At 67.0% G+C, this 19,727-nt stretch carries 20 protein-coding genes; 13 read left to right on the top strand and 7 right to left on the bottom strand.

Annotation, left to right across the window (positions count from 1 at the left end):
* Window positions 1-11 precede the first annotated feature (11 nt).
* The gene (locus AC1DBE_RS02315) at window positions 12-269 is read right to left on the bottom strand and encodes a mycoredoxin (protein WP_138769191.1); all 258 of its coding nucleotides are present in this window, start codon (window positions 267-269) and stop codon (window positions 12-14) included.
* A gap of 134 nt (window positions 270-403) precedes the next feature.
* Here AC1DBE_RS02315 and AC1DBE_RS02310 point away from each other — a divergent pair, with 134 nt between their 5' ends.
* The gene (locus tag AC1DBE_RS02310; RefSeq protein ID WP_476969472.1) at window positions 404-1,150 is read left to right on the top strand and encodes an SOS response-associated peptidase; all 747 of its coding nucleotides are present in this window, start codon (window positions 404-406) and stop codon (window positions 1,148-1,150) included.
* A 53-nt stretch (window positions 1,151-1,203) separates the two neighbouring features.
* On the opposite strand, the gene AC1DBE_RS02305 is transcribed toward AC1DBE_RS02310, so the two are convergent.
* Entirely contained in the window at window positions 1,204-1,626 is a 423-nt protein-coding gene (locus AC1DBE_RS02305) for a VOC family protein (protein WP_476969471.1), read from the bottom strand.
* 14 nt (window positions 1,627-1,640) lie between these two features.
* On the opposite strand from AC1DBE_RS02305, the gene AC1DBE_RS02300 reads away from it, so the two are divergent.
* Window positions 1,641-1,967: a chorismate mutase gene (locus tag AC1DBE_RS02300; protein ID WP_476879071.1), complete on the top strand. Its 327-nt coding sequence runs from the start codon at window positions 1,641-1,643 to the stop codon at window positions 1,965-1,967.
* 29 nt (window positions 1,968-1,996) lie between these two features.
* On the opposite strand, the gene AC1DBE_RS02295 is transcribed toward AC1DBE_RS02300, so the two are convergent.
* Complete coding sequence (locus tag AC1DBE_RS02295) at window positions 1,997-2,383, bottom strand: hypothetical protein (protein WP_476903330.1); 387 nt, start codon at window positions 2,381-2,383, stop codon at window positions 1,997-1,999.
* A 132-nt stretch (window positions 2,384-2,515) separates the two neighbouring features.
* Here AC1DBE_RS02295 and AC1DBE_RS02290 point away from each other — a divergent pair, with 132 nt between their 5' ends.
* From AC1DBE_RS02290 to pdxS, 6 genes are all read left to right on the top strand, one after another.
* On the top strand, window positions 2,516-2,845 hold the full coding sequence (locus AC1DBE_RS02290) for a DUF6504 family protein (RefSeq protein ID WP_476969470.1): 330 nt from the start codon (window positions 2,516-2,518) through the stop codon (window positions 2,843-2,845).
* Window positions 2,842-6,291: a DNA polymerase III subunit alpha gene (locus AC1DBE_RS02285; RefSeq protein ID WP_476969469.1), complete on the top strand. Its 3,450-nt coding sequence runs from the start codon at window positions 2,842-2,844 to the stop codon at window positions 6,289-6,291. The genes AC1DBE_RS02290 and AC1DBE_RS02285 overlap by 4 nt, the downstream gene beginning before the upstream one ends.
* A gap of 19 nt (window positions 6,292-6,310) precedes the next feature.
* Window positions 6,311-8,317, top strand: coding sequence for a threonine--tRNA ligase (gene thrS, locus AC1DBE_RS02280; RefSeq protein ID WP_476903332.1), 2,007 nt, complete (start codon window positions 6,311-6,313; stop codon window positions 8,315-8,317).
* Window positions 8,318-8,331: 14 nt separating this feature from the next.
* Window positions 8,332-8,967 (top strand): HIT family protein, encoded by a 636-nt coding sequence (locus AC1DBE_RS02275; protein WP_476879961.1) that lies wholly within the window; start codon window positions 8,332-8,334, stop codon window positions 8,965-8,967.
* On the top strand, window positions 8,957-9,595 hold the full coding sequence (gene pgsA / locus AC1DBE_RS02270) for a phosphatidylinositol phosphate synthase (protein WP_476969468.1): 639 nt from the start codon (window positions 8,957-8,959) through the stop codon (window positions 9,593-9,595). The genes AC1DBE_RS02275 and pgsA overlap by 11 nt, the downstream gene beginning before the upstream one ends.
* A gap of 164 nt (window positions 9,596-9,759) precedes the next feature.
* Window positions 9,760-10,686, top strand: coding sequence for a pyridoxal 5'-phosphate synthase lyase subunit PdxS (gene pdxS / locus AC1DBE_RS02265; RefSeq protein WP_476903334.1), 927 nt, complete (start codon window positions 9,760-9,762; stop codon window positions 10,684-10,686).
* 196 nt (window positions 10,687-10,882) lie between these two features.
* On the opposite strand, the gene AC1DBE_RS02260 is transcribed toward pdxS, so the two are convergent.
* Window positions 10,883-12,895, bottom strand: coding sequence for a M3 family metallopeptidase (locus tag AC1DBE_RS02260; protein ID WP_476969467.1), 2,013 nt, complete (start codon window positions 12,893-12,895; stop codon window positions 10,883-10,885).
* A gap of 81 nt (window positions 12,896-12,976) precedes the next feature.
* On the opposite strand from AC1DBE_RS02260, the gene AC1DBE_RS02255 reads away from it, so the two are divergent.
* On the top strand, window positions 12,977-14,284 hold the full coding sequence (locus AC1DBE_RS02255; RefSeq protein ID WP_476969466.1) for a CapA family protein: 1,308 nt from the start codon (window positions 12,977-12,979) through the stop codon (window positions 14,282-14,284).
* Between the two features lie 2 nt (window positions 14,285-14,286).
* Complete coding sequence (locus tag AC1DBE_RS02250) at window positions 14,287-14,784, top strand: P-loop nucleotide/nucleoside kinase family protein (RefSeq protein ID WP_476969465.1); 498 nt, start codon at window positions 14,287-14,289, stop codon at window positions 14,782-14,784.
* 53 nt (window positions 14,785-14,837) lie between these two features.
* Here AC1DBE_RS02250 and AC1DBE_RS02245 read toward each other — a convergent pair whose 3' ends face one another.
* The 3 genes from AC1DBE_RS02245 to AC1DBE_RS02235 form a co-directional block, all read right to left on the bottom strand.
* Complete coding sequence (locus AC1DBE_RS02245; RefSeq protein WP_476969464.1) at window positions 14,838-15,320, bottom strand: GNAT family N-acetyltransferase; 483 nt, start codon at window positions 15,318-15,320, stop codon at window positions 14,838-14,840.
* A gap of 58 nt (window positions 15,321-15,378) precedes the next feature.
* The gene (locus tag AC1DBE_RS02240) at window positions 15,379-16,056 is read right to left on the bottom strand and encodes a type 1 glutamine amidotransferase (RefSeq protein WP_476879819.1); all 678 of its coding nucleotides are present in this window, start codon (window positions 16,054-16,056) and stop codon (window positions 15,379-15,381) included.
* A gap of 116 nt (window positions 16,057-16,172) precedes the next feature.
* Entirely contained in the window at window positions 16,173-17,477 is a 1,305-nt protein-coding gene (locus AC1DBE_RS02235; RefSeq protein ID WP_476969463.1) for a MurT ligase domain-containing protein, read from the bottom strand.
* A gap of 92 nt (window positions 17,478-17,569) precedes the next feature.
* Here AC1DBE_RS02235 and pdxT point away from each other — a divergent pair, with 92 nt between their 5' ends.
* From pdxT to ruvC, 3 genes are read left to right on the top strand one after another with little or no spacing between them, the layout of a single operon-like run.
* Window positions 17,570-18,271, top strand: coding sequence for a pyridoxal 5'-phosphate synthase glutaminase subunit PdxT (gene pdxT, locus AC1DBE_RS02230; protein WP_476969462.1), 702 nt, complete (start codon window positions 17,570-17,572; stop codon window positions 18,269-18,271).
* Window positions 18,272-18,274: 3 nt separating this feature from the next.
* Window positions 18,275-19,030 carry a YebC/PmpR family DNA-binding transcriptional regulator gene (locus tag AC1DBE_RS02225; RefSeq protein ID WP_476969461.1) on the top strand — a complete coding sequence of 252 codons (756 nt, stop codon included), beginning with the start codon at window positions 18,275-18,277 and terminating at the stop codon, window positions 19,028-19,030.
* Window positions 19,027-19,605 (top strand): crossover junction endodeoxyribonuclease RuvC, encoded by a 579-nt coding sequence (gene ruvC / locus AC1DBE_RS02220; protein WP_476879270.1) that lies wholly within the window; start codon window positions 19,027-19,029, stop codon window positions 19,603-19,605. Before AC1DBE_RS02225 ends, ruvC begins: the two co-directional genes overlap by 4 nt.
* The last annotated feature ends 122 nt before the right edge of the window (window positions 19,606-19,727 follow it).

Below are 19,727 nucleotides of genomic sequence, written 5' to 3'. Positions count from 1 at the left end.
CCTGGTGGGACTTAGGCCGCGAGGCGGGTCTTGACCTCGGCCGCCGAGGGATTGGTGGCTGCCGTGCCGTCCGGGAAAAGGACGGTGGGGACGGTGCGGTTGCCGCCGTTGAGCTTCTCCACGAGTTCGGCGGTGCCTTCGACTTCCTCGATGTTGATCTCGGTGTAGCCGATGCCCTGGGCGTCCAGCTGCTTCTTCAACCGGTTGCAGTAACCGCACCAGGTGGTCGAAAACATGGTGATGGTGCCGGAATCGGGGGTGAAGTCCACGAAGTTCTCCTCAACGCTGGTGGGCGGCGCGCAGTTGGCAGCGCCTCTGCCGGCAAAGCCGGATGTCACTGTGATCAACCGTAACCCGGGAGGCCCTATTCCCGCACGGCGGGTCCCGATGGCATGCTGGTGCCATGTGTGGACGCTACGTGATGGCCCGGGCCGTGGGGGATCTTCTGGCCGAGTTCGACGCCGGACTCGAGGAGGAGGTGGTCATCCCGCCGTCGTGGAATGTGGCCCCGACGGCGGACGTGCCCATCCTGCTGGAGCGGCTGGTGGACGGCGAACCGGTGCGGCAGCTGCACATTGCCCGCTGGGGCCTGGTGCCGTCGTGGGCCAAGGATCCCGGCATAGGCTCCAAGATGATCAACGCCCGCAGTGAGAGTGTGCTGGAGAAGCCGGCCTTCCGGAAGGCCACCCGTGCCCGGCGCTGCGCTGTGCCGGCGGACGGATATTACGAATGGAAGGGCGAGGGCCGCGGCAAACAGCCCTATTACGTGCACCCGGCGGACGGCTCCCCGGTGGTCTTTGCCGGCCTCTACGAATGGTGGAAAGACCCGTCCAAGGCCGAGGGGGATCCGGAACGCTGGCTGTTGTCCACGTCGATCCTGACCACTGACTCCCCGCCGGAGGGCTACGCCGACGGGATGCTCGCCGAACTGACGGCGCTGCACGACCGCGTTCCGCTGCCAATGGACCGGGCTACCATGGCGACCTGGCTGGATCCGCAGGCCGACGACGCCGCTGCCCTGGTGGGGCTGGTCCGGGCCGGCGCGCACGACGTCGCCGAGGGCTGGAAGATCGACGCCGTGGGCACCGCCGTCGGGAATGTCCGGAACGATTCCCCGGAGCTGATCGAACCGGTCGGCAGCCTGTTCTAGGGGACACCCCGCGGTCGCGCGAACGGCTGCGGCGGGCGGCCCGAGGGCCGCGCCTAGACCGTGACTTTGCCGCCGGCGTCGACCGTCCACGTGGGGTTGAAGGCGACCTCCCAGCGGAAGCCGTCAGGGTCCGCGAAGTAGCCCGTGTACCCGCCCCAGAGTTGCGTCTTCGGGGCAGCCACGACGGCGGCCCCGGCGGCTTCTGCCTGGCGCAGTGCGGCATCAACTTCCGCGGCGCTGCCCACGTTGTGGCTCAGGGTAATGCAGGGGATGCCGGCCGGGGCGTCCGTGGCCGCCTCGGCCTGCATCTGGCCCGCATCCCACAGGGAGAGAATCAGGCCATGGTTGGCCTGCAGGAAAAGCACTTCGCCGGGAACCTCGCGGTGGACAGGCCACCCCAGTCCCTCGACATAAAAGCGGCGGGAGGCGTCAACGCTGCGGACACCCAATGAGATGAAGTCGACTCGTGGTTGCATGATTCGATACTGTCATGCACATGTCCACACATCACCGTGACGCCAAACACGCCCAGGCCGACAAGGAACAGCTCGCCGCCGTGCGGGTGGCCGTCGACGAAGTGGATGAGCAAATCGTCGCGCTGATCGGCCGGCGCGAACGGCTGATCCGGATCGCCGGCACCCTKAAAGCGGACAGCGCCGAGGTCAGGGCACCGGGCCGGGTTGAACGCGTCCTGGAGCACGTCAAGGCAACGGCTGAGCAGAAGGACATCGACACCGACATTGTCGAACAGACTTACCGGGGCATGATCGATGCCTTTATCCGGCTGGAGCTGGAAGTTTACAAGGCCAGCAGCTAAGGCTGCGGCAGGACACCCCTAGAGCGACTCTAGAGGGATTCTTCTACGGGCACGTTGGACTGGTAGTCCCTGCCCTCACAGTCGCTGTACGCCGTCATGAGGTGGCCCTTGGCCAGGCCCATGACCGTGCTGAGCGGAAAATTCCCGGTAATGGTGTTACCGGAGTGCTCCACGCCCTTGATGTCGAAGTTCTCCTCCGTGCCGTCGTGGCTGAAGCAGAAAAAGGAGACGGCCTCGCCGTTCATGAACTCGATTTCCATCCGGCGCTGGTGGGAGTGGTCCGGGGTGGCCGCCACGAGCCCCACCACGTAGGCCCCGGAACTCGGGATATTCCCGTCAATATCGAACTTCGCCACCAAGGTTGAATCCTTGGCGGCGATGCTTACGTGCTTCAGGAGTGCGCTGTGGGAGCTCATGGCTCAATCCTGCTACCTCGGCTTGCGTCCGTCCACCCCCATCTAGGTTTTGCCCCGGGCCCGGCGTAGACTTGATTTGTTCGAAGATATATTCGAATTAATCTGTAGGATTTGTAGTTGCCGGGAGGCCTCATGGGGATGTTCAGCGAGTCGGTGGACGTCGCCTGTTCCCCGGCGGGCCAGCCGCAGACGGTCACCTGGAAGGGCAGGCAGTACGAGGTCTGCGCCGAACCCGTCCGCTGGTTCGAGCGGCGGCAGTGGTGGGCCGAGGAACAGCGGGCACCCCTGGGCAGCGGACCGGGACTGGTCGACCACGAGATCTGGCGGGTCCAGGTCCGGGACACCGTCACGCCGGACCGGACTTTCACCCTAGACCTCACCCGGCACTTGGGCAGCGGCCGCTGGCGGGTGCTGCGGATCCATGATGCCTTGCACGCATCGCGGGAGCCTGAATCGGCATGAGCTTCACCCATCTGCATGTCTCCACCGCCTTCAGCGCCCACTACGGGGTGTCCTGGCCGGAGGAACTCGCGGCGGCCGCGTCCGCCGACGGGGCCACGGCGCTCGCCTGCACTGACCGCGACGGACTCTACGGCACTGTCAAGCACCTTAAAGCCTGCATGGCGGCGGGGCTGGACCCCGTGGTGGGTGTGGATCTGGCGGTCTTTGACGACGACGGCGACCTCCGCACCCAGCTGGGCGGACGTGTTGTGGTGCTCGCCCACGGGCATAACCAGGGAGCCGGCTACCGTGCCCTGTGCCGGCTGGTCTCTGACGCACATGCCCGCACCACGGGGAAGGCGGGGGGAGTGGTGCCTGTTGCGGTGACCAGGGCTGAGCTGGCCTCACGCGCCCTCGATCCCACAACACTTGAACCGGTACTGACCGTTCTGATCGGTCCCGACTCGGACGTGGGGCGGGCCATGGGCGGGCGCCGGTACCTACGCCCCCGCACCCTCTTCAAACGCTGGCTGGATGTGATGCCTGCGGGAACCGTCGCGGCAGAGGTTGTGTCCCAGCTCAGCCCGCCCGGGGAACCCTTCAGCACCGCCCATGCCGTGCGGATGCTCAAACTCGCCGCCGAGCACTCGGTCCCCGCGGTCCTCAGCAACGCGGTGCGCTATTGCGCCGAGGACGGGGCAGCTACGGCTGACGTGCTGGATTCCGCCCGCACCCTGAAATCCCTTCCCGAGCTCTCCGCCGCCCCCCAGCTGCAGCCCAACGGCCAGGGCTGGCTGAAGACACCGGCTCAAATGCTGCGTCTGGGCCAGGAAATCATGCATGCCGCTGGCTACGGCGCCGCGGACCTCAAGAGCCTGCTGGCCCACACCGAGGCGCTCGCGGACCGCTGCCGGATGGACCCGGTCACGGACATGGGGTGGAAGCAGCCGGTGGTGCCCGAAGCCTCCGTGATCGGGATCGCCGGCGACCCGCTGGTGGAGCTTACCCAGCGGTGTGAGGCCGGGATCAACCGGCGCTTCCCGGGGATCACCGGGAAGGCTGCAGAGGAACTGCGCGCCCGGCTGGAACACGAGCTGCGGATCATCGACGGGCTCGGCTTCGCCTCCTACTTCCTGACGGTTGCCGAGGTGTCCCGGATGATCCTGGACATGGGGGTCCGGGCGGCGGCCCGCGGGTCGGGTGCCTCCAGCCTGGTGAATTTCCTGATCGATGTCAGCCAGGTCAACCCGCTGCAGCACGACCTCATTTTCGAACGCTTCCTTTCCCGCGACCGGGCCACGCTGCCAGACATCGACATCGACGTTGAAAGCGCCGAACGGCATAACGTCTACCGGAAGATCTTTGAACGGTTCGGCTCCGAGCGCGTCACGTTGATGAGCATGCAGAACGGATACCGTGCCCGCGGGGCGGTACGCGACGCCGGCCTGGCGCTGGGTATGGATGGCGGGGACATCGATGAGATCGCCAAGCAACTGTGGCGCTTCTCGGCGCGGAACTTCCGCGAAGCACTGGTGGAGAAACCGGAACTGAAGGAATTCGCCGGCCGGGTGGAGCAGCGGGACTTCACGGAGAACCAGCAGTTGGATCTTCTGGTGGACCTGACCGAACGGCTGGACCGCCTGCCGCGGCACATTTCGATGCACCCCTGCGGGGTCATCCTGGGGGATGCCACCCTGCTGGACCGCACCCCGGTCCAGCCCAGCGGCCTGGGCCTGCCGATGAGCCAGTTCGACAAGCACGACATGGACCCGATGGGCATGCTCAAACTTGATGTGCTGGGCGTCCGGATGCAAAGCGCCATGGCCTTCGCGGTCCGGGAAGTGATCCGGCTGCACCCGTCCAAGGCCGAGGTGGTGGCGGCCGGCCGCCACCCCGTAGGCTCCGACGGGACCGGCCCGGACTACATCGCAGCCGACGGCCGGATCGACCTCAACGCCGTGCCGCTCGACGACGAACCCACCTATGAGCTGATCCGCAGCACCCACACCCTGGGCTGCTTCCAGATCGAATCTCCGGGGCAGCGGGAACTGATCGGCAAGCTGGCGCCCCGGGAATTCAACGACCTCATCATCGACATCTCACTCTTCCGGCCCGGACCTATGAAGTCGGACATGGTGCGGCCCTTCCTGGAACACCGGCACGGTTTCGCCCCTGAGGTCTATCCGCATCCGGACCTCAAGCCCGTGCTGCAGGAGACCCATGGCGTGACGGTTTTCCACGAGCAAATCCTTAAGACCTTCGACGTGATGACCGGCTGCGGGCTGGCCAGGGCGGACGAGTTCCGGCGTGCCCTCGGCAATGAGGTCATGGAAGGCAAGGTGGAGGAATTCTTCCGCCGTGAGGCACGGGCACGGAACTATACCCCTGCCGTGGTGGACAAGGTCTGGGGAACCCTCAAGGCGTTTGGCAGCTTCGGGTTCTGCAAAGCCCACGGGGCGGCCTTCGCCGTGCCCACCTACCAGTCGGCCTGGCTGAAGACCCACCATCCCGAGGCGTTCCTGGCCGGGCTCTGGGAGCACGACCCCGGTATGTACCCCAAACGGCTGCTGGTGGCAGAAGCCCGGCGCCTGGGCATTCCCATCCTGCCCCTGGACATCAACCGCAGCCAGGCCGAATACCGGGTGGAAAGGGTGGAGGCCGGCCCGGACCAGGGCAAACTCGGCATCCGGCTGAGCCTGAACGGTATCTACGGGCTGTCCGGAGCCGAGCTGAAACGCACCGTGGCCGGCCAGCCCTACGATTCCCTCGCTGACCTGCGCGCCCGTTCACGGCTGAGCAAACCCAGCATCCAGCGGCTTGCCCAGCTGGGGGCCTTCGATTCCCTGCACCGCTCCTCCGGGGGAACCGCCAACAGGGCTGACCTGGTCCAGCATCTGCAGCAACTGCAAACCCGTCCGCAGCGTAAAGGCGTAGAGATCATAGAGGGCCAGCTCGCCCTGCCCCTGGGCGATGTCGAGCTCAAAAACCTGAAAGGAGGCCTGCCTGCCCCCACCCTGGTGGAGACGGTCCGCGCCGAACTGGATCTGTTGGCCCTGGACGTCAGCGGGCACCTGATGGCCAGCCACGCGCCGCTGCTGGAAAGGCTGGGCGTGACGACGGCGGACAAGCTCCTGGGGTTGCGAAACGGCACCGAAGTCCTGGTGGCCGGGGTGCGGGTAGCCACCCAGACCCCGCCGATGCGCGGCGGCCGTCGGGTGGTCTTCATCAGCATCGATGACGGCACCGGCTGCGTGGATTCCGTGTTCTTCCACGAGGCCCAGGAACAGTCAGGTCCCCTACTCTTCGGCACCCGGCTGCTGCTGATCCGCGGGACCACCCGGCGGACCGGACCGCGCGGCATCAGCATCAGCGCCTCCATGGCCTGGGACCTCAGCCGTACCGAGACCCTGCCGTTCCCTCCGGCGGCGGAGGGTCCCGGCCGGGGGCCACAAGCTACGAAGCCTTAACTTTGAATAGGAGACACCCGTGTCAGATGCCCAGCAGATCACCCTTCTCGTCGACGGCGAAGAGACCAAGGTGACTACCGGGACCACCGGCGCGGAACTCTTTTTTGAGCGCCGCGACGTTGTTGTGGCCCGCGTCAACGGCGAACTGAAGGACCTGGACCAGGCGCTCCCGGAGGGTGCCGCCGTCGAATCCGTCACCATTGACTCCCCGGACGGCCTCAATGTCCTGCGGCACTCAACAGCCCACGTTATGGCCCAGGCGGTGCAGCAGTTGCGCCCCGACGCCAAGCTCGGCATCGGCCCGTACATCACCGACGGCTTCTACTTCGACTTCGACGTCGAGGAACCCTTCACCCCTGAAGACCTGCGCCAGCTGGAAAAGATGATGCAGAAGATCATCAACCAGAACCAGAAGTTCGTCCGCCGGGTTGTCTCCGAGGACGAGGCGCGCGAGGCCATGAAGGACGAGCCCTACAAACTCGAACTGATCGGCCTTAAGGGCGCCGGGTCCGACGCCGACGGCTCCAACGTCGAGGTCGGCGGCGGCGAACTGAGCATCTATGACAACGTCGAGCGCAAGGAAGGCACCGCCGTCTGGTGCGACCTGTGCCGCGGGCCGCACCTGCCCAACACCAAGCTGATCTCCAACGCGTTCGCCCTGACCCGCTCCTCGGCGGCCTACTGGCGCGGCAGCGAGAAAAACAAGCAGCTGCAGCGCATCTACGGCACTGCCTGGCCCACCAAGGAGGCCCTGAAGGCCTACCAGGAACGGGTTGCCGAGGCAGAGCGCCGCGACCACCGCAAGCTCGGCGCCGAACTGGACCTGTTCTCCTTCCCGGACGAGCTGGGTTCCGGCCTGCCGGTGTTCCACCCCAAGGGCGGCATCATCCGCAAGGCCATGGAGGATTACTCCCGCCAGCGCCACGTCGACGCCGGGTACGAGTTCGTCTACACCCCGCACATCACCAAGGGCCACCTTTACGAGGTCTCCGGACACCTCGACTGGTACCGGGACGGGATGTTCCCCCCGATGCACATCGACGCGGAACTGAACGAGGACGGCACGGTGCGCAAGCCCGGCCAGGATTACTACCTGAAGCCGATGAACTGCCCCATGCACAACCTCATCTTCGGCTCCCGGGGACGGTCCTACCGCGAACTGCCGCTGCGCCTCTTCGAATTCGGCTCGGTGTACCGCTACGAGAAGTCCGGCGTGGTGCACGGCCTCACCCGCGTCCGGGGCATGACCCAGGACGACGCCCACATCTACTGCACCCGCGAGCAGATGAAGGACGAGCTCACCACCACGCTCAACTTCGTCCTCGGGCTGCTGAAGGATTACGGCCTTGAGGACTTCTACCTGGAGCTGTCCACCAAGGACCCCGAGAAGTTCGTCGGTTCCGACGAGGTCTGGGAGGAAGCCACCCAGACCCTGGCCGAGGTCGCGCAGGAATCGGGACTGGAGCTTGTCCCGGATCCGGGCGGAGCAGCGTTCTACGGCCCCAAGATCTCGGTCCAGGCCCGGGACGCCATCGGCCGGACCTGGCAGATGTCCACCATCCAGCTGGACTTCAACCTGCCGGAGCGGTTCGAGCTTGAGTTCCAGGCCGCCGACGGCACCCGGCAGCGGCCGGTCATGATCCACCGCGCCCTCTTCGGCTCGATCGAACGGTTTATGGGTGTCCTGACCGAGCACTACGCCGGGGCGTTCCCCGCGTGGCTGGCGCCGGTCCAGGTGGTGGGCATTCCCGTGGCCGAAGCCTTCAACGACTACATGTTCGACGTCGTCGGCCAGCTCAAGGCCGCCGGGATCCGCGCCGAGGTGGACATTTCCTCGGACCGTTTCCCGAAGAAGATCCGGACTGCCAGCAAGGACAAGATCCCGTTTGTGCTGATCGCAGGCGGGGACGACGCCGAGGCCGGCGCCGTGTCCTTCCGCTTCCGTGACGGCAGCCAGGACAACGGGGTGCCCGTGGCCGAGGCCGTCCAGCGGATCGTCGACGCCGTCCGTAACCGGGCCAGCTAGCGGGGGAGCAGCACGTGCAGGAGACCACAGGCGCTGTCCCGGGCTACCCGGGGGACGACGGCGTGACCGACGACTTTGGCCTGGCCGGGGTGCCGGACGCGTTCCAGCGCCTGTGGACTCCGCACCGCATGGCCTACATCAAGGGCGGCCAGCACCAGTTCAAGAACCCGGACGACTGCCCGTTTTGCGTCGCTCCGGAGCGTGAGGACGACGATTCCCTGATCGTGTACCGGGGACAGACCTGCTACGTCGTCCTGAACCTCTTCCCGTACAACCCCGGCCATCTCCTGGTCTGCCCCTACCGGCACATCCCGGACTACACGGACCTGACCGTCGAGGAAACCGCCGAGTTCGCGGACCTGACGCAGACAGCCATGCGGGTGCTGCGCAAGGTGGCCAACCCCAGCGGGTTCAACCTGGGAATGAACCAGGGGGTGACCGGCGGTGCCGGGATCGCCGGCCACCTGCACCAGCACGTGGTGCCGCGCTGGGGCGGGGACGGGAACTTCTTCCCGATCATCGCGCAGACCAAGGCGATCACCCAGACGCTCGGCGAAGTCCGCCAGCAGGTCGCCGAGGCGTGGCCGCAGGCCGCCGACAGCGGCAGTGACGCCGGTCCGTCGACCCCGGGGACCGCGAATGCTGAATAAGCACGCCCGGAGTTTCTTCACCGCTCTCTTCTCGCCGCTGGCCCGGTGGCTGCTGCGGATGGGCATTTCACCCGACGCCGTCACCATCATCGGCACCGCCGGTGTGGTGGTCGGTGCCCTGGTGTTCTACCCCCTGGGCCAGTTGTGGTGGGGAACGTTGTTCATCACGGCCTTTATTTTTTCCGACGTCATTGACGGCATCATGGCCCGCATGCAGGAACGCGGCGGACGCTGGGGCAACTTCCTGGATTCCACCCTGGACCGCGTCGCCGACGGTGCGCTCTTCGCCGGCGTCGCCATCTGGTTCTTCACCGGCGGCGCCGATACCCCCATCGCCATCGCCGCCGTCGTCTGCCTGGTGCTGGGCATGGTGGTGTCCTACGCGCGGGCCAAGGCCGAAGCGCTCGGCTACCACGCGAACGTCGGGATCGCTGAGCGGGCCGAACGGCTGGTCTCGGTGCTGGTGGTCACCGGTTTTACGGGTCTCGGCCTGCCCACGGTGGTCCTTCTCGCCACCCTCTGCCTGCTGGCCGTGGCCAGCTTCGTGACCATTGTGCAGCGGATCGCCGCCGTGCACCGCCAGTCCGTCGACGAGATCGAGGGAACGGCCACCGAACAGGCGGCCTGAACACCGTAACCGGAATACAACCGGGCCCGGGCGGGGGACTAGTATTAGCCTTACCGGCCAATGGTTCCCGGTAATCCGGTGTGTGCGAGCCGGTGTACGCCAGATTGTCATCTGCGTGCCGCCCGTGCCCCGGCGAGGTCATCTATCTACCCATAGGGGTTTTTGTGTCTACACCTGATGTAAGCAACGAAGCCGGCGCGTCCGCCAAGAACGTAACGGGCAGCAGCCGCGTCAAGCGCGGCATGGCGGAGATGCTCAAGGGCGGCGTCATCATGGACGTCGTCAACGTCGAGCAGGCCCTCATCGCCGAGGACGCCGGCGCCGTTGCCGTCATGGCGCTCGAGCGTGTTCCCGCCGATATCCGCGCCCAGGGCGGCGTGTCCCGCATGAGCGACCCGGACATGATCGACAAGATCATCGACGCCGTGTCCGTCCCCGTGATGGCCAAGGCCCGGATCGGCCACTTCGTCGAAGCCCAGGTCCTGCAGTCTCTCGGAGTCGACTACATCGACGAGTCCGAGGTCCTGACCCCGGCGGACTACACCAACCACATCGACAAGTGGAACTTCACCGTCCCGTTCGTCTGCGGTGCCACCAACCTTGGTGAGGCGCTGCGCCGCATCAACGAGGGCGCGGCCATGATCCGTTCCAAGGGTGAGGCCGGCACCGGAGACGTCTCCAACGCCACCACCCACATGCGCCAGATCCGCGCCGAGATCCTGAAGCTGGCCGCCCTGCCCGAGGACGAACTCTACGTCGCCGCCAAGGAACTGCAGGCCCCGTACGAACTGGTCAAGGAAGTTGCCTCCACCGGCAAGCTCCCGGTGGTGCTGTTCACCGCCGGCGGCATCGCCACCCCGGCTGACGCCGCGATGATGATGCAGCTTGGCGCCGACGGTGTCTTCGTCGGCTCCGGCATCTTCAAGTCCGGCAACCCGGCCCAGCGCGCCGCCGCCGTCGTGAAGGCCACCACCTTCTTCGACGACCCGGACGTTATCGCCAAGGCCTCCCGCGGCCTGGGCGAAGCCATGGTCGGGATCAACGTCGACGAGATCCCGCAGCCGCACCGCCTCGCCGAGCGCGGCTGGTAGCCCTGCGGGGCGCCGGACGGCGCGATCCTCTGCGTGCTATTCCCCACGCCCTGTTGGCAGCTAAGCGGCTGCGCGGGGCGCGGGGCCCCTTTTACGCACGCAGCCGGATCACACCGCCCGTCGCCTTGCGCTCCTGATGTACGACGCCGGCCGGTCACCTGTTGAGGGGACCGGCCGGCGTCGTTGTTTTGGGGGTTTAGTCCAGGCCGCGGCGCTTGAGCAGAGGTTCCAGCTGGGCGTCCCGGCCGCGGAATGCACGGAAGGACTCCAGCGGGTCCCGGCTGTTGCCGCGGGAGAGGAGTTCGGCGCGGAAGAAGTCACCGTTCGCCCGGGTCAGCCCGCCGTTGGCCTTGAACCACTCCACGGTTTCGGCGTCGAGGACTTCGCTCCAGATGTAGGAGTAGTACCCGGCCGCGTACCAGCCGCCGGCGAAGATGTGCTGGAAGTAGCCGGTCCGGTAGCGGGGCGGGATCAGGCTGTGCGCCACCCCGGCCGCGGCGAGGGCTTTCGCTTCGAACTCCAGCGCGTCGTCGGGAATCTCCGAGCCGTCGAGCACATGCCAGGCAAGGTCCAGCAGGGCCGCGCCCAGGTACTCCGTGGTGCCGAAGCCCTCGCCCCAGAGGGCGGCCTTGTTGAGCTTGTCCACCGCTTCCTGCGGGAGCGGCTCGCCGGTGGCGTGGTGCCTGGCGTAGTTGGCGAGCACCTCCGGCCACATGATCCACATTTCGTTGACCTGGGACGGGTACTCGACGAAGTCGCGCGGCACGGAGGTGCCGGCGAACCGCGGGTACGTGACCGAGGAAAACAGGCCGTGCAGAGCGTGCCCGAACTCGTGGAACGTGGTTCGGAGCTCGTCCAGCGTCAGCAGGGTGGGTTCCCCGGCAGGCGGCTTGGAGATGTTCAGGTTGTTGATCACCACCGGCCGGGTATTCAGCAGTCCGGTCTGCTCCACCAGCGAGTTCATCCACGCCCCGCCGCGTTTGGAATCCCGGGTGTAGTAATCGCCCAGGAACAGTCCCAGGTCGGTGCCATCGGCGTTATTCACTTCCCAGACCCGGACATCCGGGTGGTATCCGGCAAGGTCGGTGCGCTCGTGGAACGTGATGCCGTACAGGGCCGTGGCTGCGAAGAACACGCCGTCGCGGAGCACCCGGTCCAGCTCGAAGTACGGCCGCAGGGCCTGTTCGTCCACGGAATACCGCTCGCGTTTGACCTTCGCCGAGTAGTATGCCCAGTCCCAGGCCTCCAGCGGGTGGCCGGCGACCTCGGCCAGGGCCTCAGCCTCGGCATCGGCGTTCCGGACAGCGGCCGGGGCCAGCCGGTTCATCATGGCCTGCACCGCCTCGAAGTCCGGGGCGGTCTGCTGGTCGACGCTGAGCTCGGCAAAGTTCGCGAACCCGAGCAGCGCCGCCTTCTCGGCACGGAGCCGGACCATGTCCTTGACCAGATCCAGCACGTCCAGGCTGCCGCCGCCCGTGCCGCGGCTGACGGAAGCCTCGAACAGCCGGCGCCGCACATCACGGTTCTCGAGCGCGGCCAGTGCCGGCTGGTTGCTCGGCTGGATCAGGGTGAGCAGGAACTTCCCCTCGTGGCCTGCCGTCCGGGCGGCCTCGGCGGCGCTGGCGACGTCGTCGGCGGGAAGCCCGGCGAGGTCGGCGGCGTCATCGAGCAGCAGCGAGGCCGACTTCATGCCCTCCTTCACGCGCTGGCCGAACTCGGTGCCGAGCGTGGAGAGCTCGGCGTTGATGGCCTTCAACCGTTCCTGGCCGGCGTCGTCGAGCTGGATGCCCGACTGGCGGAACTCCTTGAGGTATTCGGCCACCAGCCTGCCCGATTCGGCGTCAAGCCGGTCGGTATTGATCGCAGCGAAACGCTCGAACAGCCCCCGGTTCAAATAGACGGCGTCCTGGTGCGCCGAGAACGCGGGGGAGAGCTGCGTCTCCAGCTCCCGGATGGCGTCCGAGGCATCCGCGGAGACCAGCGTGAAGAACGACGCCGCCGCGCGCTGCAGCAGTTGCCCGGAGCGCTCCATGGCCAGCGCGGTGTTTTCGAAAGTCGCCGGTTCCGGGTCGTCCACGATCGCCTGGATTTCGGCCAAATGTTCGGCCAGGCCTGCTTGGACGGCTTCGGAGTAATGCCGGACCTCGATGTCCGCGAAGGGCGGCAGTCCGTAGGGCAAGGGGCTGGGGCTCAGGAGGGGGTTGGTCATGAAATAACTCTTTCATGTACGGCGCCGGTTCTCAATGGAGTGCTGCGCGTGTTGTGATCCCGGCCACCGTACGATGGCGGAATGCATATCATCACCACCGGGCTGCGCGGGCGGCTGCTGGCCGGATCTGCAGCGCTTGCGCTGACGGCCACCCTGGCCTCCTGCGGACTTGTGGCCCGCCCGGACGCCAACTCCGCGCCGTCGTCGTCCGCCACCTCAGCAGGCGCGTCCGCCGGCGCCTCCGCCGGTCCAACCACAGGCTCCAGCCCCGGCGGCACGGGTTCGGCGGCGGGCACACAAGAGCCGTCCACGCCCGCTCCCACGCCGACCCCCGGGAAGGGGCCAGCCTGCGCCGCCGTCCGCTGCACCTCGGTGCTGATGACCGGAGACATGCTGGTGCACGCCCAGCTGTGGGAACAGGCTCGCGCGGACGCCCTGGCGGAAGGCTCCAAGGGCCTTGACTTCGGTCCACTCCTGGCCGGCCAGCGCAGATACATCGGAAAGAGCGACCTCGCCATCTGCCACCAGGAGACGCCGGTGTCCACGCCCACCGGCCCGTTCTCCGCCTACCCGTCGTTCAACGTTCCGCCGCAGATCATCACCGCTGCCCAGCAGGTGGGGTATCAGGCTTGCACCACGGCCAGCAACCACACCATCGATCAAGGCACCAAGGGCCTGGTCCGGACGCTGGACGCCCTCGACGCCGCGGGCCTCCAGCACACCGGGTCCTACCGCAGCGAAGCCGATTCCCGCGGCATCATGATCATTCCTACCGCCGCCGCGAATGTCGCAGTGATCGAGGGGGCCTACGGGCTGAACGGCCAGACCCCGGAGTTCGCGTGGCAGGTGGACATGCTCAATCCTGCCGCGATGATTGCCAAAGCCAAGAAAGCGCGGGCGCTGGGGGCGGACATTGTCCTCGGGGTGATGCACGCGGGGGATGAGTATGCCAGCGTGCCGAACGCGGAACAGCGCAGCGTGGCACACGCCCTGGTGGACAGCGGCCAGTTCACCATGATCTATGGCCACCACACCCACTCGGTGCTCCCCATCGAACGGTACAAGGGGACCTGGATTGCCTACGGGCTTGGGAACGGCGTCACGGAACTCTCACCCTGGTACGTGGTGAACAACGAAGGGCTGCTGCTGCGCGCACAGTTCAGCCAGGACTACGCCGGGAAGTGGTCCGCGTCGGACCTCACCTGGGCGCCGTCTGTCATTGTCCGCGGCCCCTACCGCTGGTGCTCTGTGGCCTCCGACGCCCCGCAGGGTCCCTGTGCCGGCGCCGCGGCGGACGCGGCCACCCGCCTGCGGACCCGTACCGTGGTGGAATCGATGGGCGCCGCCGCCGCGGGCGCCCACGAACTGCTGATCACCAAGGAACGCTAGGGGTGGCCGCGGAGCGGCCCGCAACCGTCCACCTGTTGTGTGGCCTGAACGGTGCCGGCAAAACAACCCTGGCAAGGGAACTCCAGGCCTCCCTTCCCGCAGTCCGGTACAGCCTGGATGACTGGATGCTCCGGCTCTACCCGGGCCTGCACTACGCCACGGGCGAGTATGGCCGCCGGGCGGAGGCCTGCAAACTCCTGATATGGGATACAGCCCTGCAGGTCCTGGAGGCCGGTACCGACGTCGTCCTCGACTGGAATCAGTGGAGCAGCGCCCGGCGGGCGGAGTGGCGGGACCGGGCCACGGGCGCCGGTTTTGCCGTTCTCCTGCACCACGTCCGGACTCCGCTGCACACAGCCATCGAGCGCACGCGGCTCCGGACGTTGGCCGGAGAGCCGAACTCGCACCCGTTGGACGAAGCTGGTGTCCGGCACCTGGCGGGCATCTTCGAGGACCCCGAGGCCTCGGAAGGCTTGCCGGTAGTCACGGTGTCCACCTAAGGACGTCGGGACTTGGGACTGCGGCCGGCCGCCAACAGGCGCCCCCCGCCAGCCTAGCCGTCCGAAACCGCGCGGACCATAAAGACGCTGTGCGGGTCCAGGACGTAGTCCGCGAACGGCGGGCAAACGGTGAACCCGTGCCGTTCGTAGAGCCTGCGGGCCGGGGCGAAGAACTCCTGCGACCCGGTCTCAAGGAACAGCCGCTGGTAACCACGTCGCGCCGCCTCATTCAGGATCCCGGCGAGCAGAAGCGAAGCCACACCGCGGCCGCGGGCGTCGTTGGCCGTGCGCATCGACTTGATCTCACCTTCGGCGGTCCCGAGTTCCTTCAAAGCCCCGCAGCCCAAGAGCCGGCCGCCGTCCGGGCCGCCGTCGTCGCGAGCAGTCCAGAAGGCGATGTCCGGACCGGCCAAAGCCTCCGGGTCGAGGGCGTGGACACTCTCGGCCGGTGAGGTGGCGGCCATGTCGGCGAGGTGCTCCGCCAGCAGCTTCAGCACGTCCGGCCGTGCCGGGCTGTCACGCGCGATGGTGATCATGCCCGGGCCTCCGGCGCCGGGATTGAAGCTGCCCCGTAGCATCCTGGTGAGGTCCCGGTCAGCGCGGCCGGCGGGCTGCGTGCTCGCGTGCCTGCACGGCGTAGGTGTCATCCGGGGTGCCTGGGACGAAGCTGCCAAACTTCCGCTCCGCCGCAGTCTTGATCAGGAAGTCGGCCAGCGCAGGGTTCTTCGGCAGCAGCGACCCGTGGAGGTAGCTGGCGACGATGTTGCGGTATCGGGCGCCTTCCTGGCCGTCGCTGCTGTTGTTGCCAGTTCCCTTCGCCGTGGTCCCCAGCGGTGTCACGCCCGGTCCCAGCGTCGTCTGGCCGCTGTGGTTTTCGTACCCCAGCACCGTGCCGAACTCCGGCGAGGACACCGCGACGTTGCCGATCAGCCGCTCGTCGGTGCCGTGGGTCTCGACGTCGAGGACGCCGATTCCGGGGATGACGGAGCCGGTCCTGGTCTTAAAGAACTTGCCGAACAGCTGGTAGAGCCCGCAGATGACCAGCATGGGCATCCCGTCCTCGGCCAGTTCCTTCAGGGTGGTTTCACGCGACAGAAGGTCGTCCTGGATGACCAGCTGGCCGCTGTCCTGGCCGCCGCCGCCCACGATCAGGTCCACATCGGCGGGAAACTCGTCACCGACGTTGTATTCGAGCAGTTCCGGGGTGTACCCGTGCCAGCGCAGCCGCTGGGCGAGGACCAGGGCGTTGCCCCAGTCGCCGTAGATGTTCATGTCCCGCGGGTAAAGCTGGAGGACGCGGATGGTGCCCTTGTCCGGGCCGGCCGGGTCCTCGGGCGGCAGGACATGCCCGAAGGAGAGTCCGTGCTGGGCGTCGGGGGATGCCGGGGTCATGAGACCACCTCCACTGTGGTGATTTTGGAAAGCTCGCGGCGGATGGCCAGCATGGCGGTGTAGGTGCAGAAGATCCGCTTTGGCTGGTCCTTCGCGCCGCGGATGAAAGCGGCCAGCGCCGGGGCAATGTCGGTGTCCACAGCGCCGATCGCAACGTCGTCGTACTGCAGCCGCAGGGCCATGTCGTAGGCGCGGGAGCCGGAGAGCTGGTCCACGCCGGCATCACGCAGGGTGTCGAATTCGACGTCCCACAGCCAGGACATGTCGCGGCCGTCGGCGTAGTTGTCGTTGATGGCGATCATGGTGGCGTAGCCGGCGGCCGGGAACGACTTCAGGCCCAGCCGGAATCCGCTGGGGTTCTTCACCAAGACCAGTTCCAGCGGGAGGCCGTCGACCACCAGGGACTCACCGCGCCCGAAGGCCGGAGCGACGTTGGCCAGCGCCGTCAGCAGTCCGGCCTGGTCGGTACCCGTGCCGCGGACGGCCGTGACCGCACGGGCCAGGGTCAGCGCGGCGGCGGCGTTGAAGATGTTGTACACGCCTCGCAACTTCATGCCGGTGCTGACAGTCTCGCCGTCGTACTCGAAGTCGGCGTCGCTGGCACCCACGCGGCGAAGCACGACGTGGGCATCCGGCTTGGCGGGTGCCGGCGGCACCGGGCTGCCCGGCGCGGCCCGCATTTCGTCGTCGTTGGGGAAGGTGCTGAGCAGTGAATCGTCCAGGCCGAAGTAGCGCACTTCAGGGCCGCCGTGGCCGGCCTGGGGGAGCGCGTCCGCGATCCGGGCGACGCGGGGGTCCTCACGGTTCAGGACGACGGTTCCGGTGGTTTTGGCGGCGATGTGCTGGAGCAGTTCCGCCGTCTTGTCGATTTCGCCGAAGCGGTCCAGCTGGTCGCGAAGGACGTTCAGCAGCAGGCAATACCGCGGCGGGACCCTGTTGACGAAGTGCACGGCGTGGGCCTCGTCGAGTTCCAGGACTGCGACGTCGGCATCCAGCCGGCCGCGCCAGTCCACCTCGCCGAGCAGTGCTGCCGCAACGCCACGGGTGAAGTTGCTGCCGGTTCGGTTGGTGAAGACCTTCAGGCCCTGGCTCTCCAGGAGTTCGACGACCATCTTGGTGGTAGTGGTCTTGCCGTTGGTGCCGCTGACGACGGCGACGCCCAGCGGAAGGGTGGAGAGCGTCCGTTGCATAAACCCGGGGTCGATTTTCTCGACCACCAGGCCGGGGAGGGCAGAGCCTCCGCCCCGGAGCCGGGAAACCCGGCGAACGAACTTGCCGAGCGGAACGCTGAAGTAGAGCATGCTTTGTAATATATCCCAGCGGCGGCATGGAACCGGGTCCTGCGGTGCGCCCCGGTGCGGCCCCGCGCGGCGCCGAGCACTATGCTGGCAGGATGACCACCCCCCACTCTTCGCCTGGCTCCCCCGTGGGATCCGGCCTGCGGATTGGCGTCCTGGCCCTCCAGGGCGACTTCCGGGAACATCTCCACGCCGTTGAAGCCGCCGGCGCCGCCGGCACCGCCGTCCGCCGCCCCACCGAACTCGACGGACTGGACGGCCTCATCATTCCAGGCGGCGAATCGACCACCATCGACAAGCTTTCGCGGATGTTCGACCTGCGGGACCCCCTCCGTGACCGCATCCGGTCCGGGCTTCCCGTCTATGGCTCCTGCGCGGGCATGATCCTGCTGGCCGATGAGATCGCGGACCCCGCGACCGACCTCGCCGGCAACCCGCAGCAGACCTTCGGCGGCCTTGACATCACTGTCCGCCGCAACGCCTTTGGCCGGCAGCGCGAGTCCTTCGAAACCGACCTTGAATTTGCGGGGCTGGAGTTCAGCGCCGACGAATCCGGCGTGGCCCCCGTGCACGCCGTCTTCATCCGCGGCCCCTGGGTGGAGCGCGTCGGCCCCGCCGTCGAAGTTCTAGCGAAGGTGGAACCGTCGAAGGCCGGCCACCCGGAATCCCTCGACGGGACAGCTAGAATTGTTGCAGTGCGTTCCGGCAAGCTGCTGGCCACCTCCTTCCACCCGGAAGTGACGGGGGAGAAGCGCGTGCATGAACTGTTTATTCGAATGATCAGAGGAGAAGCGTAAAGCATGTCAGGCCACTCCAAATGGGCGACGACCAAGCACAAAAAGGCCATCCTTGACAGCCGCAGGGCCAAGTCGTTCGCCAAGCTGATCAAGAACATCGAAGTTGCCGCGCGGATGGGCGGACCGGACCTCTCCGGCAACCCCGGCCTCGAACTCGCCGTCACCAAAGCCAAAAAAACCTCGGTTCCGGCTGACAACATCGACCGCGCCATCAAGCGCGGCGCCGGACTCACCGGCGAGGTAGTCGACTACACCGAAATCATGTACGAGTGCCGCGGGCCCCAGGGCTCGGCCCTGCTCATCGAGTGCCTCACGGACAATAAGAACCGCGCGGCCTCCGAGGTCCGCCTGGCCATCTCCCGCAACGGCGGCACCATCGCCGATCCCGGGTCGGTCAGTTACCTGTTTTCCCGCAAGGGTGTTGTGTCGCTGCCGAAGAACGGCCTGACCGAAGACGACGTCCTGATGGCCGTCCTCGAGGCCGGCGCCGAGGAAGTCAAGGACAACGGCGAGACCTTTGAAATCCACTCCGAGCCGACCGACCTGCAGGCCATCCGCGATGCGCTGAAGGAAGCCGGGATCGAGTACGACACCGATGAGGCCGAATTCGTGCCCTCGATGCAGGTGCCGCTGGACCTGGACGCCGCCAAGAAGTTCATGAAGCTGGTGGACGCACTGGAAGAGCTCGACGACGTGCAGAACGTCTACAGCAACGCCGACCTCAGCGACGAAGTACAGGCAGCGCTGGAAGCCGAGTGACCCTCCGCGTCCTCGGCGTCGATCCGGGCCTGACCCGCTGCGGCATCGGCGTCGTGGACGTGGAAAAGAACCGCCGGGCCACGATGGTGGCCTTCGGCGTCGTTGGCACGTCCCCGGACGAGAGCCTGGACCAGCGTCTTCTGGTGATCGCCACGTCCATCGACGAATGGCTGGATAAGCACGAGCCGCACGTCCTCGCCGTCGAACGGGTGTTTTCCCAGCTCAACGTCAGCACCGTGATGGGCGTTGCGCAGGCGTCCGGGGTGGTGATCGCCGCGGCGGCGCGCCGGGGCATCCCGGTGGCGCTGCACACGCCGTCGGAAGTCAAAGCGGCAGTGACCGGCAGCGGCACATCCAACAAGGACGCCGTCACCAAACTCGTCACCAAGATCCTCCGGCTGGACGCCCCGCCGCGGCCCGCAGACGCCGCCGACGCACTGGCACTGGCCATCACGCACGCGTGGCGGGCCGGCAGCGGTGCGGCGGTAGCCACGACGGGCCCCGGAAGCCAGTCGCTGACCCCCGCCCAGCGCGCCTGGGCAGCGGCGGAAGCCAAAGCGCGCCGGGCGCGGTGAATGTCCCGCCGTCCCGACGCACTGCTTGGTAGGGTATTCGTAGATATGTTCGGATAGCGGGTCCGGCCGGTAAACACTGGCTGAACCAGCACCAGCCGGAAGTTCGGCTAAAAACCCAGGAG

This window comes from Arthrobacter sp. 10T416 (assembly GCF_056394165.1).
Note: the sequence above shows the minus strand (reverse complement) of the source record. Positions and strands in the feature narration are given on the sequence as shown.